This is a genomic window from Nocardia sp. BMG51109 (assembly GCF_000526215.1).
Classification (GTDB): domain Bacteria; phylum Actinomycetota; class Actinomycetes; order Mycobacteriales; family Mycobacteriaceae; genus Nocardia.
The window spans coordinates 7,336,214-7,349,630 of sequence record NZ_JAFQ01000004.1 but is presented as its reverse complement, the minus strand read 5'-3'; the positions used below and the strand labels follow the sequence as shown (position 1 = coordinate 7,349,630).

Genomic DNA, 13,417 nt, shown 5'->3' with positions numbered 1-13,417 from the left:
GACAGCCGATAGCTCAGTCGCGAACCGATAGCTCAGTCGCGCTGGGCGCCGTCGGGCCAGATCACGTCGACGGGCAGTGCTCTTTCGCGTGCTGCCGCAACCACGCTGCCGGTGCCGCTCCGCTCGCCCGCCCGGCCGTCCCACACCGCTATCAGCCGGTCACAGGAACCGAGGACAACCTCATTGGCTGCCTCGTAAGCGTCGGGACCGGTGTCTTCGAAGTCCATCACCCGTACCGTCTCGGCACGACCCAACAGGCTGTCGAACAGTTCGGCGTGGTCCGGCTTCACCTTCTTTTCGCGGTAGTTCCGGGAAGGGATGACCGCCTCCAGCCTGCCGCCTGCTTCGAGGACCGCTTGCGCGAATACGGAGTCGGCGCCTCGGGCGAGGCAGCTTACGCCGACGAGTTCGGCCGCGGCGCCTGCCTTCGCAAGGTGGCGGGCGATTTCCGCGTGCACGAGCGGCACGGTGTCCGTGGTGATGTTCATGTGCCCGGTAACCCCGATGCGCACCATCAGCTCCTTCTAGGTCGCTACCGCGACTATCGGCCGAATACGGTCTCGCAATTCGGCGACTGCGCCGACTTTCGTCAGCTGCTCGGTGCGGTTGTACACCTTCACCAGCTTCTTACGGACGCGATCGGAGCCGGTCTTCCCGACCGTCTCCAGTGCATCCAACCCGAGGCGGCGGGCTTCCTCGAACTCGCCCTCGATCATCCGAGCCTCGACGATCCCGAGCTGGTCGAGCGCCGAGCTGCGCAGCCGCTTCGGTCGGCGCACCGTTATGGCGTGTGCGATCGACTCGGCGGCTTCACCGGCGAACGCGGGGTCACGGCGGGCGATGTCGAGCAGCCGGCCACCGATGGTGCCGGACAGTTCGGCGGCGTCGAAGTAGTTGATCCAGTACGGATCGGCGGTCGGGTCGACGTTGGAGAACTCGTCGAATGCCTTGTCGCAAGCTCGGCGGAACGCTGAGGGGCGGCCGAGTTTGCTGTAGGCCCACGCTTCCCGCGTGTGCAACATCGCGCGCACGGTCGGCGTTGCCCGGTCGGCAAATTGGTCCTGAGCGACCCTGATGAGTTCGAGTGCGTCGATCGCGCGGTCGCGCTCGAGTTCGGCTCGTTGTACGGCGGTGCCGTAGTTGTCCAGTGAAAGCAGCTGGCGAGACATGCCGGCAATCGCGTTGGCGCACAACGCATAGTCGCCTGCCTCCTTGGCTGCGCGCGTCGCCAGCATGTAGTAACGCTGCGCCGTTTCCTGTTCCCCTGAGTCCCACGACATCGTTGCGGCTGTCTCTGCCAGCAGTGCGAGAACTCGTTGGAGGCGGCACTTGATCTGCGGGGGATGTGCGTCGCGCAAGATCTCGTTGACCTCGTCAAGTTGACCCACGACGGCCTTACGCCGTAGGCCACCACCGAATTGGTCGTCCCATTCACGGAAAACTCGCGCGGTGTTCTCCATCTCGGCAATCTCTTGCAGGCCGGCGCCAATCACCGGCGGTTCAGGAACCGCCCCCGGGGAATCGCGTAGCAGCCACCGTTCCAGCGGTTCCAGCAGATGCACGCCGACAACGACGCCGGCTAGCGCCCGCGAGACTTGGCGCCGATCCAACATGAGGTCCTTCCGTGCGAGGTCATTGGTAAGCGTCGAGCAGTCGCCGAACCACATGTCCAACACTGGACCGGATGGTATGACCTCGACTTCAACAGACTGTGGTGTTGCGCCGACCGACGCAAGCTGCGCGGTTGTGTCGCGAATCGCAGTGAAGCGCAGACGCTGTTCAGGCGTCGCCTGTTCCAGCATCGTGCTCATTATCCCGGCGAAAAGCTCGGGCAGGTCGATTGTTCCTGCTCGGCGCTTCCACTTCTTCACGACCGAGACGGAGATGCCCGCGCGCTTGGCGAACTGAGGCTGTGAAAGCCCCAGTGCATTGCGCAGGGCTGTCGCGTCGGCACCAGTCCACATGACCTGCATACCCAATACCTCGTCCCCTGCCAGAGGTGCGTATACCAGCGTGACCCGAAGCGTATACCAGCGTGATCCGCGTGCACCTTCTATCGCGAAACCTCCGGCGCGAGGGTTGACCCAGGCACCGCCGCCGGGCTCGAGCTGATGCCCCGATCAGCCGGTCGATCGGACCCAACTGACACCACTCGGTCGTCCGGCCCGCTCCCCGGTGGCGGTGCCTCCACACCGACAGACGACCAACTGAGGGGACGACATGGATTCCGGTGAGCAGCTGCACGATAGACCGACCGCGGTGTGCCTGGTGCGCCCAGATGTGTCGGGGCTCGAAGCGCCACGCCACGCTAACTTGGCGCAACGTCACGCGACGCAACGTGGGTACGTGGTCCTGTACACGGTGCGGCCGCCGGCCGACCATCCGGACCCGGTCGGGTATGCCCTCGGTCTGGCGGCTGGGCTGGCTGTCGATGCCGTGGTCGTCTATGACCTGGCCACCGTCGACAACACTCCCAGCCGGGTGTGTGAGATGTTCACCCTGGAAACCGTGTGCCCGCCGACCATCTGGGCGGCATCCCGGCCCGACGAGGCGGATCACGCCCACCCTGACCACCGGCTCACCGTGCCCGAGGCCGCGCGTATCCTCCAGCAGCACATCGCCTGCCGCGCGCTCGTGTGCCCGCGGAAGGCGAGCGCCTACAGTCGCCTGGTGAAGGCGGGGAAGATCGTGCCCCCGACGGAGACTCCGCGGGAACGTGCTGCCGTGCGGGGAATCTCGTTCCCGCCCCGGCCATCCGATCCCCTGGCGCTACCGCCCGTCCCGGACCTGCGAACACTCCTCGCGGTACTCGACGGCCTGGCCGACCCCAACTCCCACACACTCGCCGTGCACATGCCGGCGGGCACCGACGGGTAGGGCCGTCATGAGCGACGCCAAGGCTGCGAACATCCGCAGGACCGAGGTCGACGGGTGCGAGGTGACCTGGCAGCTGGCCGGCCACACCGCCCGCATCATGACCGTCCGCGAGGACGGTGTGGTGCTGGTGTCGTATGAGGTCTCTCCGGACTTGGCGCAGGCGCGGGACGGGTGGCCGCAGCTGGCCGGGTTGTGGGATGCGGTGCGGCATGAGCTGTGGTCGGAACTGGTTCCCGCGCAACAGGTTTCGATCGGCAGCCGGACGAGTGGACGGCCGTGGGATTGACCGGCACACAGCCGGAGGTGTCGGGACTGCCGGAGGTGTCGGGGCGGGAGGCCGCCGAGCGGCGGGCGCGGGCCATCGAGACCAGCGCTGGACCGGACCATCGTGTCGCCCGGGCACTGGCACCGCCTTGTGGCTGGCTCCTGTGCCGTGGCGGCGAACTGTTGTGCAGCGGCAGTCTCGACCACCTCGAGCCGTGGCCGACCGCGCCGGGCACCGAGTAGGAGCCGCGCGTGCTCTGGGTTTTCGCGCTGTCGCTGCTCGGTGCCCTGGTGTCCGGGTTCCTGGCGGTGCGGTGGTGGCCGCGCCGGATCCCGCCGGGCCGCAGCGTGCACGACATCCGCCGGCGCATCAACGACGAGCGCCGCCACAGGCCACACCGATGATCGATCACCGAGCAGAGAGGACAGCAGTACCCGCATGACCATTCCCACCCCGCCACCGGTGGCCGGACACGCCCCGATCCCGCCCCCGAAGTTCCTCGAGGCAGCGCAGTCCTACATGCTCGGCGCGCACGTCTGCGCAGACGGCCCGGTGATCTATTCATGGGGTACCGGCGACGATTCCACGATCGGTATCAAGGCGATCCCGGTCGACCGGATGCCGCCTGCCACCGAGGACATCCACCCCTACGACCGGGCGACCACCGTGCTGCAACGCAGTGCCCCGATTCCGTTGTGGGGCTTCGGCATGTCCTACTGCGGGCACGTGGCATTCGTCCCGACCGGGGTACCCGACAGCATGGCCGTCGTCATCGACCCCGCCCGGACCGAACCGGACAACCCCCGGCTCGACCTCCAACGCATGTGCGCCGCGGTGCTGTTCGTCCACTCGGCCGACCGCCACGACCTCATCCGCCCGGCCGGGAAAACCGAACCGACCGCAATCACCTTCCGCGGCACCGACAACCCGTACCCACCACCCGGGGACCTGCGGCATTTGTGGATCGCGGCCGTCGCGCTCGACCGCACCAACATCGGCCGCTTCGGCCCGCCCGAGTCCGGCGACATGAAAGGAACCGGGCAAGAGGTGTCCGACGGATAGAGCCGTCGAACACCGGACGGAGCTGGATCACCAGAACCACCTGGTCAGCGGCACCCGTCCATCCTCGCGCCAGCCGAACTCCCGGCTGGGCAACTCCATGGAGGGACACATCATGGCACGTACGCAAACACTCGTTGCCGTACTCGGTGCCACGCTGATCGGCGCGGCCACCGTTGCGACCGCACCCAGCGCGACAGCAGACCCATACCCTCAGTGCGACTTCGCATTTCACCAAGGGCAGCCGTATCTTCAAGAGCCTGTCTCGGTCATCGTCGGCGGCTACGTCGCGTGCAACACCCCGCCCGAACGGTTCCATGCGGCGCTGACACTGAGCTACCGCCGGGATGGCAGGTGGATCGTGCAGGGAGCCCAGCAGAGCGACGCCGTCCCGAACCTGCGGCTGAACATCGCCACGTACGCGCGGTGCGAAGACGGAGCATGGATCGGCGCTGCCGATATGTGGGAGACTCGCGAGGGCCGAGTGCTCGCGCACAGCATCCGGACACCACCGACCTTCATCCAGTGCTGAGGACAACGCTGATGACACCGACATTGCGTGAGCGGTTGCACCGCACCAGGTTCCGGCTGTGGGCTGCGAGGCAACCGCTGCCGAAGGGCGCGCGGCGCGGTGCGCCGTTGCGGCGTGAATGGGGTGCGTGGGTGGTCCGGCCCGGCCACGGCTGGCGTCGCGTCCGCTACGTGACTCCGCCCCTGTACTCCACCCGCAGCATCCCCGCCACCGACCAGGACGCCGCAGTGGACTGGATGTTGAAACGGATGGGGTTGCGCTCCTGACCAGCACGACCCACGCGCCGCACGCTGCATTCGCCGGGCGGGGCGCTCCCTTTTCCGGGGGCGCCCTCCCTCGCTCGCCGGCTTTCATCGGAAGACCGGTTCCGGAATACTCGTCACGGAGCGAATCAGGTTCGGCGGCAACGGTATCGAGGACCAGTACCACAAGTGCCCGGGCTACGAGATGCCCGCTCCCGCCGGGGCACTACCGGTGAGATCCCGTGAGGCAGTGGTCACCACGTGACCGGCAGCTCGTGGACGCCGTACGCCAGTGCGTCGTGCTTGAAGGCGAGTTCCTCCACCGGTGCCGCGAGCCGCAGCGCCGGGATGCGGCGGAACAGCGTCGGTAGCACGATCTGTAGCTCCATGCGGGCCAGCTGCTGCCCGACGCACTGGTGGCGGCCGTACCCGAACCCGACGTGCGGCCCGTCCTGGCGCTCCAGGTCCAGCCGGTCGGGCTCCGGGAACCGTCGCGGATCCCAATTGGCCGGGGCCACATCGAGAATGATCCCCTCGCCCGCGCGGATCACCCGACCGGCCACCTCGATGTCCTCGTCCGCGATGCGGCGCTGTCCCGTCTGGATGATGCTCAGATACCGCATCAGCTCCTCGACGGCCACCGCGACCACCTTGGGGTCCTCGGCATCGCGGAGCAGCGCCAGCTGGTCCGGATGTTCCAGCAGCGCAACCACGCTCAGGCTGATCTGGTTCGCGGTCGTCTCGTGACCGGCGATGAGCACACCGGTGCCCAGTTGGGCGGCCTCGGGCACGCTCAGCTCACCGGCCGACACACGTTCGGCCAGATCGGACACCAGATTCTCGCCCGGCTCGTCGGCCTTGGCGCGAACCAGACCGGCGAGATACCGCGCGAGCGCGCCCGCGCCCTTCGCCGCGTCCTCGGCGGTGGCGTACCGGTTCATGCCCCGATTGGCCTGTGCCTGAAAGAATTCCGCGTCCTCGTAGGGCACCCCGAGCATCTCGCTGATCACCAGCGACGGGATCGGGAGGGACAGCGACTCGACGAGATCGGCCGGCCGGGGACCGGCGAGGATCGCGTCGATATGCTCGTCGGTGATCCGCTGTACCGCCGGGCGCAGCGCCTCGATCCGCTTGTAGGTGAACGGTTTCGTGAGCATCCGGCGGTAGCGGGAGTGTTCCTCTGCATCGGAGGTGAACACCGACCGGGGCCGCTGGTGCACCGTGGATTGCATGCCCTCGTTCCAGTGCGGATAACCGGGCTTGCGGTCGTCGACGCTGACGCGGGGATCGGCGAACAACATGCGGATCGCGTCGTATCCGGTGATCAGCCACGGTGTGCTGCCGTCCCAGATCCGCACCCGGCTCAGCTGTTCGGCGGAGTTCAGCTCCAGCACGGTGGGCGGCGGGGCGAACGGACAGCCCGCGGCGCGCGGTGCCGGAAAATATGGTGGGGCCGAGGATGTTTCGGTCACACCGGCGGGTGCGGTATCGGGCATGGTGGGCCCTCCTTACGGGACCGGTTCATACAGTGGTGGACAGGGCGTGCGCCGCGACCGGCCGCCGCTGCCGCGACCCCGGCGCCTGCCACAGGCCGACGAGGCCGTCGATCATCCCCTCCGCGGCGGTGGCCCACCCGGCGCGAGACGGGCCACCGGTAGCGGCCATCTCGGCCTCGAGTTCCGCGCAGGTGTGCATCAGCAGATTGCGCGCCATCATCCACCGGGCCGATCGGATTCGCCTGGGCCGCACGGGAAGACACCGATTGATGCCGCGGACGGTCCGCAGCATCGGCGGCGAGGACAACGCGTCCCGGGCGACCAGATCGCGATAGGCCGGATCCGCCATCGCCTGGGCGGCGAAGCGCGCGTAGAACGTCGGGCCGCCCAGATCGGCGAGGTGATCGGTGAGCGGATAGACCAGCGTGCCCACCCAGCCGCGCAGATCCGCCGCCGCGCCGATCTCGGCGAGCCGCTGCTCCCGGAGCACATCGATCTCACCGCGATGCTTGGCCTCGATCGCCCGCAGCAGATCGGCTCTCGTCCCGAAGTGATAGCAGGCGGCGGCGTTGTTGCCCTGTTCGGCGGCCTGACTGATCTGCCGGTTCGACACGGCGTGCATCCCCCGCTCGGCGAACAGCCGCTCGGCCGCCGCCAGCAGGGCCTCCCGGGTGACCGTCGACCTGTCGCTCCGCGCGACCTCGGCTGTACTCACCACCCAAGTGAAACATCGTATGACCAAATAAATCAAGCAGATTATTTAGAAATGAGAATGCCATTCTCGAGCCGAGTCGTGCATAGCCACGGCACCGCCGCCGGATTCACCGGTAGCGTTGCGGCGCAGTGTATTTCAGGGTACACGGGCCGGCAATCCGGAAAGCCCGGCTCACTGGGCAGTCCACCCGCCGTCGACGGCGAGCAGCGAACCGGTGATGAAGGCGGCGGCGTCCGAGCCGAGGAAGGCGACGGCCTCGGCGACCTCCTCGGGCCGCCCGATCCGGCCGATCGGATGGTCCGGGCCGAACGAGGCGAGCATCTCGCGGCCGTTGTCGACGACGCCCGCCATGATGTCGGTATCGATCACGCCCGGCAGCACGGCGTTCGAGCGGATGCCCTTGGGGCCGCCTTCGACGGCCAGCACCCGGGTGATCTGGGCGAGAGCGCCTTTCGAGGCGGCGTAGGCGGTCTGGGTGGCGAAGGCGACGACCGACGAGACCGAGGCGATCGAGACGATGGCCCCGCCGCCCCCGGATTCCATCGTCCGGAACGCCTCGCGCGCCTGCACGAAATTCCCGCGGGCGTTGATGCGCAGGATCTCGTCGAACTCCTCGACGCCGGTCTCGGTGATCGGCTTGTTCAGCGTGCGGCCGGCGTTGTTGACCAGGATGTCGAGCCGGCCGAAGCGGTCGGTGGCCAGCTGCATCGTGGCCCTGGCCAGTTCCGCGTCGGAGACGTCGCCGACGAGCGCGGCGACGTTGCCGGGGTCGTCGGCCGCGAACTTCTCGACGGCGTCGAGCCGGTCGGTGACGACGAGCCGCGCGCCGCGTGCGCGCAGCAGTTCGGCGGTGGCGCGGCCGATGCCGCGGGCGGCGCCGGTGACGACGGCGACGCGGCCGGTGAGATCCCAGGACGCCGAGTGGATGGTGGTCGAGGTGGTCATCGATTTCCTTCGGGGAGACGGGTTTTCAGCGCTGCCGGGCCGGACGGACGACGATCTCGTTGACGTCGACGTCGGCGGGCTGGTCGAGGGCGTAGGAGACGGCCGCCGCTATGGCGTCCGGTGCGATGGCGTTCGCCCGGTAGGCGACCATCGCCGCGGCCGCGCCGGGATCGGTGATGGTGTCCGCGAGTTCGGAGGTGACGACGCCGGGCGAGATGGTCGTGACCCGGATCGCGGGATCGCATTCCTGGCGCAGCCCGTCGGTGATCGCCCGGGCGGCGAACTTGGTGCCGCTGTAGACGGCGCCGGTCGGCACCACCTCGTGGGCGCCGACGCTCGCGACGGTCACGAAGTGGCCTGCGCCCTGTGCGGTGAAATGCGGTAGGGCGGCGGCGATTCCGTGCAGCAGGCCGCGGAGGTTCACGTCGATCATCCGGTCCCACTCGTCGACGAGCAGCGCGTCGAGCCGGGACAGCGGCATGACGCCGGCATTGTTGATCAGGACATCGATGCGGCCGGTCCGTTCGCGGGCGGTCTCGACGAAGGCGGCGACGTCCGCGCGGTCGGTCACGTCGAGCCGGACCGGATGCAGGCCGCCGCCGGAGTCGGCGGCGCTCGCCGCGGTGCGCTCGGCGAGCGCGTCCAGCCGGTCGGTCCGTCGCGCACCGGCGAAGACCTGATGGCCCGCACCGGCCAGCCGGGCGGCGACGGCCTCGCCGATTCCGCTGCTGGCCCCGGTGACGGCCACCACTTTGCCCGTCGCCGAGCCGGGGAGAATTGCTCGATCCGAAGTCATGTCCACCACGATGGCCGGGTGCCGACGGCGGTGGGAGGCCGGTGATCTCCTGGGAGTACCGCACCCAGGAACCCGTCGGCACCGCGACCTACGATGCGGGTATGGCTTCCTCCGAACTCGGCGACTACCTGCGGGCCCGGCGCGCGCAGATTCGCCCGGACGAGGTGAACCTGCCCGTCACGGGGTACCGCCGGGTTCCGGGTCTGCGCCGCGAGGAGATGGCGCTACTGGTCGGGGTCACATGTCGGTTACACACTCCTTAATAGCCTGTGCGCGGAGATGTCGGTGGGTAGCGCGACAATCTACCGATCACCGACATGACCGAGGAGAGACGTGGCCCGGACCGATCGCCCCGGAACCCGCCTGGCAATGGGTTACCGAACCAGGAGAGGCCGCTACGAATGTGGCGTGTGCGGCACGGTCGCCAAGATGAGTAAGGCGCACGTGCCGCCGCAGTGCGCGGGTAATGAGGGCGCGGTAACACGAGGGCATTGGATGCGCACCGGCAGCACCGTCACCCTGGGACGCGCCGACGAAGGCGGGATCTGGTTCCTCGGCCAGTGCCGGTCATGCAACTCCGCTGCGGGCCGGGTGTTCGATCCTGCCTACGGTCAACTCGCCGCCGCGTTGCGACCGCTGTGGCTCGCGTCGCTGACCCGGCCGTCGTCCGGCCCCATGCCGATACCGTCGATGGCGTTCAGCCCCGGCGCGGTAGCCCGGTCACTTCTGGCCGGGATGTGCGCGACGACAGTCATGCTTCGCCAGGAATGGCCCGATGTGCCACGTCTGCTCGATCCGGCCTCAAAGTTGACGCTTCCCGCCGATTGGAAACTGTGTCTTGCCATGACCAAAGGAAAGACAGCGTACATTTCGGGAACCGGCGCGGGTGGCTACATCAGCGGGCCACGATCGACCGACCGTACGCCAGACGGGAATCCCCGTGTGTTGATGACCTGGGCCTCGGTGTTCTTCCCGCCGTTGGCGTGGCAGCTGGTCGGACATGGCGAGCAGATGCTTCTCGACGAGGGCTGGGTCAACGTCAGCCAGTGGTGCACGATCGCACCCACCGAGACTCGTGATCTGCGGGAGTTCACGACCTCCTTGCCATTGGTCCGGCATCCGCGCCACGAGGTAAATGGAGATCATCATTGGGGCGAGATGCTCCAGCACGACGTCTCCCTGATCGCTGAGTGCTTCGATGTCACCGACAGCCACAGCGACGAAGCCCGCGCGCGACGTCGGCTCATGGCCCGACGGATGATTCCGGCCGAAGAATTCGAAGCCGCCGCAGTCCAGCGAGGGATAACCCTCGAATGACCGGGACAGGACCGCATACGAATCCCGAGACGGCAACCCCGTCCAACCCCGTCCAACTGGTCAGCATCATCGAGTTCGGGCTCTCCCGCCTGGCCGGAAACAACGGCCACCACGAATTCGAGCACCTCTGCCGCTGGATCGCCAAACGACGCCTGGTCAGCAACGTCCTTCCCGCTACCGGGCCGGTGTCGTCGGGTGGTGACCAAGGACGGGACTTCGAAACCTTCCACACCTATCTGGCGCGCGAGCTCCCTTTCAGCATCGGCTTTCTGGCACACGCCACCACCGACGCCGTCGCCTTCGCCTGCACCATCCAGAAAGACAACCTGCGCCGAAAGTTCGAACGCGACATCGACGCCATCTGCACCCAGGGCACCCCCGTGGACCGAATCTACATCCTGACCACCGCGAATGTTCCGGTCCGGCTGCGACACGAACTTCAAGACTGGGCCCAGGCGCAGCACAGTGTCGCACTGGACGTCCTTGACGGCAAGATGCTGGCGGAGTTCCTCGCCGAACCCGAGCTGTACTGGCTGGCCGAGCAATACCTCGACCTTCCACCCGAACTCACCCCGCCCCGCGCACCCACCGACCGTACGAGCGAGCTCCCGGCCGGATACATCGAGCTGCGTGAGTACTGGCAGGAACCCGACAGGCAACCGGTCAATCTTGGTGACCTGTTCGACCTGGCGGACGGTCTGCGGTATGCCATACGGCCCGGCCCAGCCCGATCCGACCTCCCAGGCTGGCTGAGGTTGACGACCCGGCTGGCTGAACAAAGCCCCGATCGAGAGGTCCGTCTCTATGCCACTTACGAGCTCGTCGCCGCACGGTCCCGAGGCGCGGCGGACCTACGCCCGGCCGAAGCGCTGATCCGCACCTTTATCGATGAGATTGTGCACAGCAACAACCCGACACTGCTGTTCGATGCGAGCGTGCTCATCCAATTCTGCTCGGCCGCAGCGACTATGGGGCAGACCGATATCCCGCTCTCCGAAACGGCCGGGTGGGTGCCCCGGCTGCGTCGCCACGTCGATGACCTGCTCAACCAGGAATGGGGTCCGAACGCACGGGCCGGACTCCTCGAGGCTGCGGCACACCTGTCCCTGCACTTGGACTACACCGGCGTCGAGCCACACGGCACAGCGACTTTGGACGAGCTCGACCAACACTACGAGGCACTGATCGACTCGATCGAATCCGGCACTCTTCGGTCCCACCTCGACACCACCGAACCCACACCGATCGTCGACCTCGACGCCGCCATGGGGCATCTGCTCACCCTGGTCGAACTGCTACCGGACGCACCTGCCTACCCGATCGGCACCCTCGCCATGACCATCGACGTCCTCACTCCTCAAATGCAAGACCACCGGCTCTATCAGCGAGTCTGCGACAGGCTCGACGAAGCGGTCGCCCGGCGTGACGGTGACGCCGCCGTCGCCGAACGATGCCGCCAGCGCGCACAGTCCTTCGAGAGCGCCGGTCGACCACTCGATGCCTTGCGCGAATACCACAAAGCCAAGGTCAAATGGTTTCACGGCGACACCTTCCAGGACGCGCTGGACACCATCGTCCATATCATCGACCTATACAGCGAGTTGGGCATGTATCTCGTCGCCAAGAAGTACGCTCTCGGCCTCGCTGCACTCGCCTACGACGGCGCCGCGCCCTCCGACAGTGACCTCACCCCACTCGGCATGTTCGCCGCCGCCAAGATGGACCACCTCGCGGGCGCCTGGATCGCCTCCGCAAAGCTGGCGACCATGGCCGGCCGCGCACACATGGCCTTGGCACCCGACTCGGGCAACCTCGAACGCCACACCATCGTGACCGAAGCGATTAAATTTCAGGGATTCACCACGGTGATCGCCGAACAGACCCGCCCCGCGTTCCTGCCGCTCGTCCACTCCATCCTCCGAGGATCGATATTCGACGAGTTCACCCACCCACGCGCAATCTCGACCTCCGCGAACGCTCAGACCGAAGTCGAATGGACCGATTGGCTAAGCGAAACCGCGGGAGCGCCTTTCAGCGACGTCGGCCCACAACGCGACATCGTCTTCCACGCGCTCGGCGTGAAATGGGCCCTGCACGCCCGCAACGATCACGACACCGTCCTCGTACTGGAAGACTTCGCAGCCACGCTCCAAATCGTTCTCGTCGAACTCGCGGCTCTCGACCCGGTTCTCCTCGCCCAGGACATCGATATCGAGATCCGGTCCTACCAGCGAGACCAGCCGCCCGCCCAGACCTACCTCACCCGCCGGTACAACGGCCAGCGTCAATGGCTTCTGCAACTGCCGACAACGACGGGCCCCGACGACGCGACCGAGAGCGCCGTGCCCAAGGCCAATCTGAGCCACGCCTTCCAGGTTATCGCGGAGTTGTCGCTGTTCGACCAGAACGGATTCAGCCAGCTCATTGACCAGGCCGCTGAGAACGGCTTGCTCTCCAACCTCGAAATCGGCCGCCCGTACAGACACATGGCGACTCTGTTCGGACTCGAACCGGTCACACCACAACTCACCAGCCCGGTACACCGGTCACTCACCAACCCCGAACGACCGAATCCGCGCGCGAGCGCGCCCCAGATGCAGCCACGAACAGGACCCGGCCCTGGGTACAGCCTCGAAAAGGCACGCACCATCCTCACCGAACGCTACGAGATACTGCCGATCTCCATTCGTCACACCATCCCACATCTACTGAGCGGTCCCGAAGTGCGCGAACTGTTCCAGCAACTCCGCGACGAAGGCTGGAAAGACTGGCATCTCCTCAACGTGGTAGTGAACATGACCGTCAACCACCGCCTCACCCTCCGACACGGCCCCCTCACCATGGACGACGCCCCACGGCTCACGCACGCATTCCATGCTGAGGCGATGCGCGAAGAACATGCGAATGATCCACGCATCTCACCCGACGCGATCACACCTGAAACCATGGACATGGGAATTCGTCTCGTCGCGGTCTCCAGCCTGCATCGTTGGGGACTGACCATGCACCACAACACCGACGAAACCGGCTCGATCATGGACATCCTCGCCAGCCGCTACGGATTCTGGAACGACGACGTACCGCACCGTGACCCCTTCGGGGGACAACTGCACCCTTCCCGGAACTCTGCTTAAGGGGCCACCATTAGGCAAGCCAGATGGCATGCGCCCGGA

At 66.9% G+C, this 13,417-nt stretch carries 15 protein-coding genes and 1 pseudogene; 10 read left to right on the top strand and 6 right to left on the bottom strand.

Going from position 1 to position 13,417, the window contains the following annotated elements; translation table 11 throughout:
- Positions 1-32: 32 nt before the first annotated feature.
- Together D892_RS0134635 and D892_RS48070 are read right to left on the bottom strand one after the other, a co-directional pair.
- Positions 33-515, bottom strand: coding sequence for a hypothetical protein (locus tag D892_RS0134635; RefSeq protein ID WP_024805650.1), 483 nt, complete (start codon positions 513-515; stop codon positions 33-35).
- 9 nt (positions 516-524) lie between these two features.
- On the bottom strand, positions 525-1,973 hold the full coding sequence (locus D892_RS48070) for a DNA-binding transcriptional regulator (protein WP_198037063.1): 1,449 nt from the start codon (positions 1,971-1,973) through the stop codon (positions 525-527).
- 373 nt (positions 1,974-2,346) lie between these two features.
- Between D892_RS48070 and D892_RS0134625 the strand changes: the two genes are divergently transcribed.
- From D892_RS0134625 to D892_RS0134595, 7 genes are all read left to right on the top strand, one after another.
- Positions 2,347-2,877, top strand: coding sequence for a hypothetical protein (locus D892_RS0134625; RefSeq protein WP_024805648.1), 531 nt, complete (start codon positions 2,347-2,349; stop codon positions 2,875-2,877).
- A 7-nt stretch (positions 2,878-2,884) separates the two neighbouring features.
- Positions 2,885-3,163: a hypothetical protein gene (locus D892_RS0134620; RefSeq protein ID WP_024805647.1), complete on the top strand. Its 279-nt coding sequence runs from the start codon at positions 2,885-2,887 to the stop codon at positions 3,161-3,163.
- Positions 3,160-3,384 (top strand): hypothetical protein, encoded by a 225-nt coding sequence (locus D892_RS0134615; RefSeq protein WP_156959821.1) that lies wholly within the window; start codon positions 3,160-3,162, stop codon positions 3,382-3,384. Before D892_RS0134620 ends, D892_RS0134615 begins: the two co-directional genes overlap by 4 nt.
- A gap of 9 nt (positions 3,385-3,393) precedes the next feature.
- Complete coding sequence (locus tag D892_RS47290) at positions 3,394-3,546, top strand: hypothetical protein (protein ID WP_156959820.1); 153 nt, start codon at positions 3,394-3,396, stop codon at positions 3,544-3,546.
- A gap of 34 nt (positions 3,547-3,580) precedes the next feature.
- Positions 3,581-4,204, top strand: coding sequence for a hypothetical protein (locus tag D892_RS0134605; protein WP_024805645.1), 624 nt, complete (start codon positions 3,581-3,583; stop codon positions 4,202-4,204).
- 112 nt (positions 4,205-4,316) lie between these two features.
- Positions 4,317-4,733 carry a hypothetical protein gene (locus tag D892_RS0134600; protein ID WP_156959819.1) on the top strand — a complete coding sequence of 139 codons (417 nt, stop codon included), beginning with the start codon at positions 4,317-4,319 and terminating at the stop codon, positions 4,731-4,733.
- 11 nt (positions 4,734-4,744) lie between these two features.
- Positions 4,745-4,999 (top strand): hypothetical protein, encoded by a 255-nt coding sequence (locus tag D892_RS0134595; RefSeq protein WP_156959818.1) that lies wholly within the window; start codon positions 4,745-4,747, stop codon positions 4,997-4,999.
- A 230-nt stretch (positions 5,000-5,229) separates the two neighbouring features.
- Here D892_RS0134595 and D892_RS0134590 read toward each other — a convergent pair whose 3' ends face one another.
- From D892_RS0134590 to D892_RS0134575, 4 genes and pseudogenes are all read right to left on the bottom strand, one after another.
- Entirely contained in the window at positions 5,230-6,471 is a 1,242-nt protein-coding gene (locus tag D892_RS0134590) for a cytochrome P450 (protein ID WP_036567689.1), read from the bottom strand.
- Positions 6,444-7,202: pseudogene (locus tag D892_RS0134585) on the bottom strand (TetR/AcrR family transcriptional regulator). The gene D892_RS0134590 and the pseudogene D892_RS0134585 overlap by 28 nt, the downstream one beginning before the upstream one ends.
- Positions 7,203-7,357: 155 nt before the next feature.
- Entirely contained in the window at positions 7,358-8,131 is a 774-nt protein-coding gene (locus tag D892_RS0134580) for an SDR family NAD(P)-dependent oxidoreductase (RefSeq protein WP_024805640.1), read from the bottom strand.
- 25 nt (positions 8,132-8,156) lie between these two features.
- On the bottom strand, positions 8,157-8,927 hold the full coding sequence (locus D892_RS0134575; RefSeq protein ID WP_024805639.1) for an SDR family oxidoreductase: 771 nt from the start codon (positions 8,925-8,927) through the stop codon (positions 8,157-8,159).
- Between the two features lie 101 nt (positions 8,928-9,028).
- Here D892_RS0134575 and D892_RS47285 point away from each other — a divergent pair, with 101 nt between their 5' ends.
- The 3 genes from D892_RS47285 (at position 9,029) to D892_RS0134555 (ending at position 13,378) form a co-directional block, all read left to right on the top strand.
- Positions 9,029-9,190 (top strand): hypothetical protein, encoded by a 162-nt coding sequence (locus D892_RS47285; protein WP_198037062.1) that lies wholly within the window; start codon positions 9,029-9,031, stop codon positions 9,188-9,190.
- Positions 9,191-9,356: 166 nt separating this feature from the next.
- Positions 9,357-10,244 (top strand): hypothetical protein, encoded by an 888-nt coding sequence (locus tag D892_RS47280; protein WP_156959816.1) that lies wholly within the window; start codon positions 9,357-9,359, stop codon positions 10,242-10,244.
- Entirely contained in the window at positions 10,241-13,378 is a 3,138-nt protein-coding gene (locus D892_RS0134555; RefSeq protein WP_024805636.1) for a hypothetical protein, read from the top strand. The genes D892_RS47280 and D892_RS0134555 overlap by 4 nt, the downstream gene beginning before the upstream one ends.
- Positions 13,379-13,417: the final 39 nt, after the last annotated feature.

Excerpts from the sequence above, each read along its gene's own strand:
- D892_RS0134635 (WP_024805650.1), bottom strand. The coding sequence starts at position 515 with ATGGTGCGCATCGGGGTTACCGGGCACATGAACATCACCACGGACACC.
- D892_RS48070 (WP_198037063.1), bottom strand. The coding sequence starts at position 1,973 with ATGCAGGTCATGTGGACTGGTGCCGACGCGACAGCCCTGCGCAATGCA.
- D892_RS0134620 (WP_024805647.1), top strand. The coding sequence starts at position 2,885 with ATGAGCGACGCCAAGGCTGCGAACATCCGCAGGACCGAGGTCGACGGG.
- D892_RS0134605 (WP_024805645.1), top strand. The coding sequence starts at position 3,581 with ATGACCATTCCCACCCCGCCACCGGTGGCCGGACACGCCCCGATCCCG.
- D892_RS0134600 (WP_156959819.1), top strand. The coding sequence starts at position 4,317 with ATGGCACGTACGCAAACACTCGTTGCCGTACTCGGTGCCACGCTGATC.
- D892_RS0134595 (WP_156959818.1), top strand. The coding sequence starts at position 4,745 with ATGACACCGACATTGCGTGAGCGGTTGCACCGCACCAGGTTCCGGCTG.
- D892_RS0134590 (WP_036567689.1), bottom strand. The coding sequence starts at position 6,471 with ATGCCCGATACCGCACCCGCCGGTGTGACCGAAACATCCTCGGCCCCA.
- D892_RS0134580 (WP_024805640.1), bottom strand. The coding sequence starts at position 8,131 with ATGACCACCTCGACCACCATCCACTCGGCGTCCTGGGATCTCACCGGC.
- D892_RS0134575 (WP_024805639.1), bottom strand. The coding sequence starts at position 8,927 with ATGACTTCGGATCGAGCAATTCTCCCCGGCTCGGCGACGGGCAAAGTG.
- D892_RS47285 (WP_198037062.1), top strand. The coding sequence starts at position 9,029 with ATGGCTTCCTCCGAACTCGGCGACTACCTGCGGGCCCGGCGCGCGCAG.
- D892_RS47280 (WP_156959816.1), top strand. The coding sequence starts at position 9,357 with ATGAGTAAGGCGCACGTGCCGCCGCAGTGCGCGGGTAATGAGGGCGCG.
- D892_RS0134555 (WP_024805636.1), top strand. The coding sequence starts at position 10,241 with ATGACCGGGACAGGACCGCATACGAATCCCGAGACGGCAACCCCGTCC.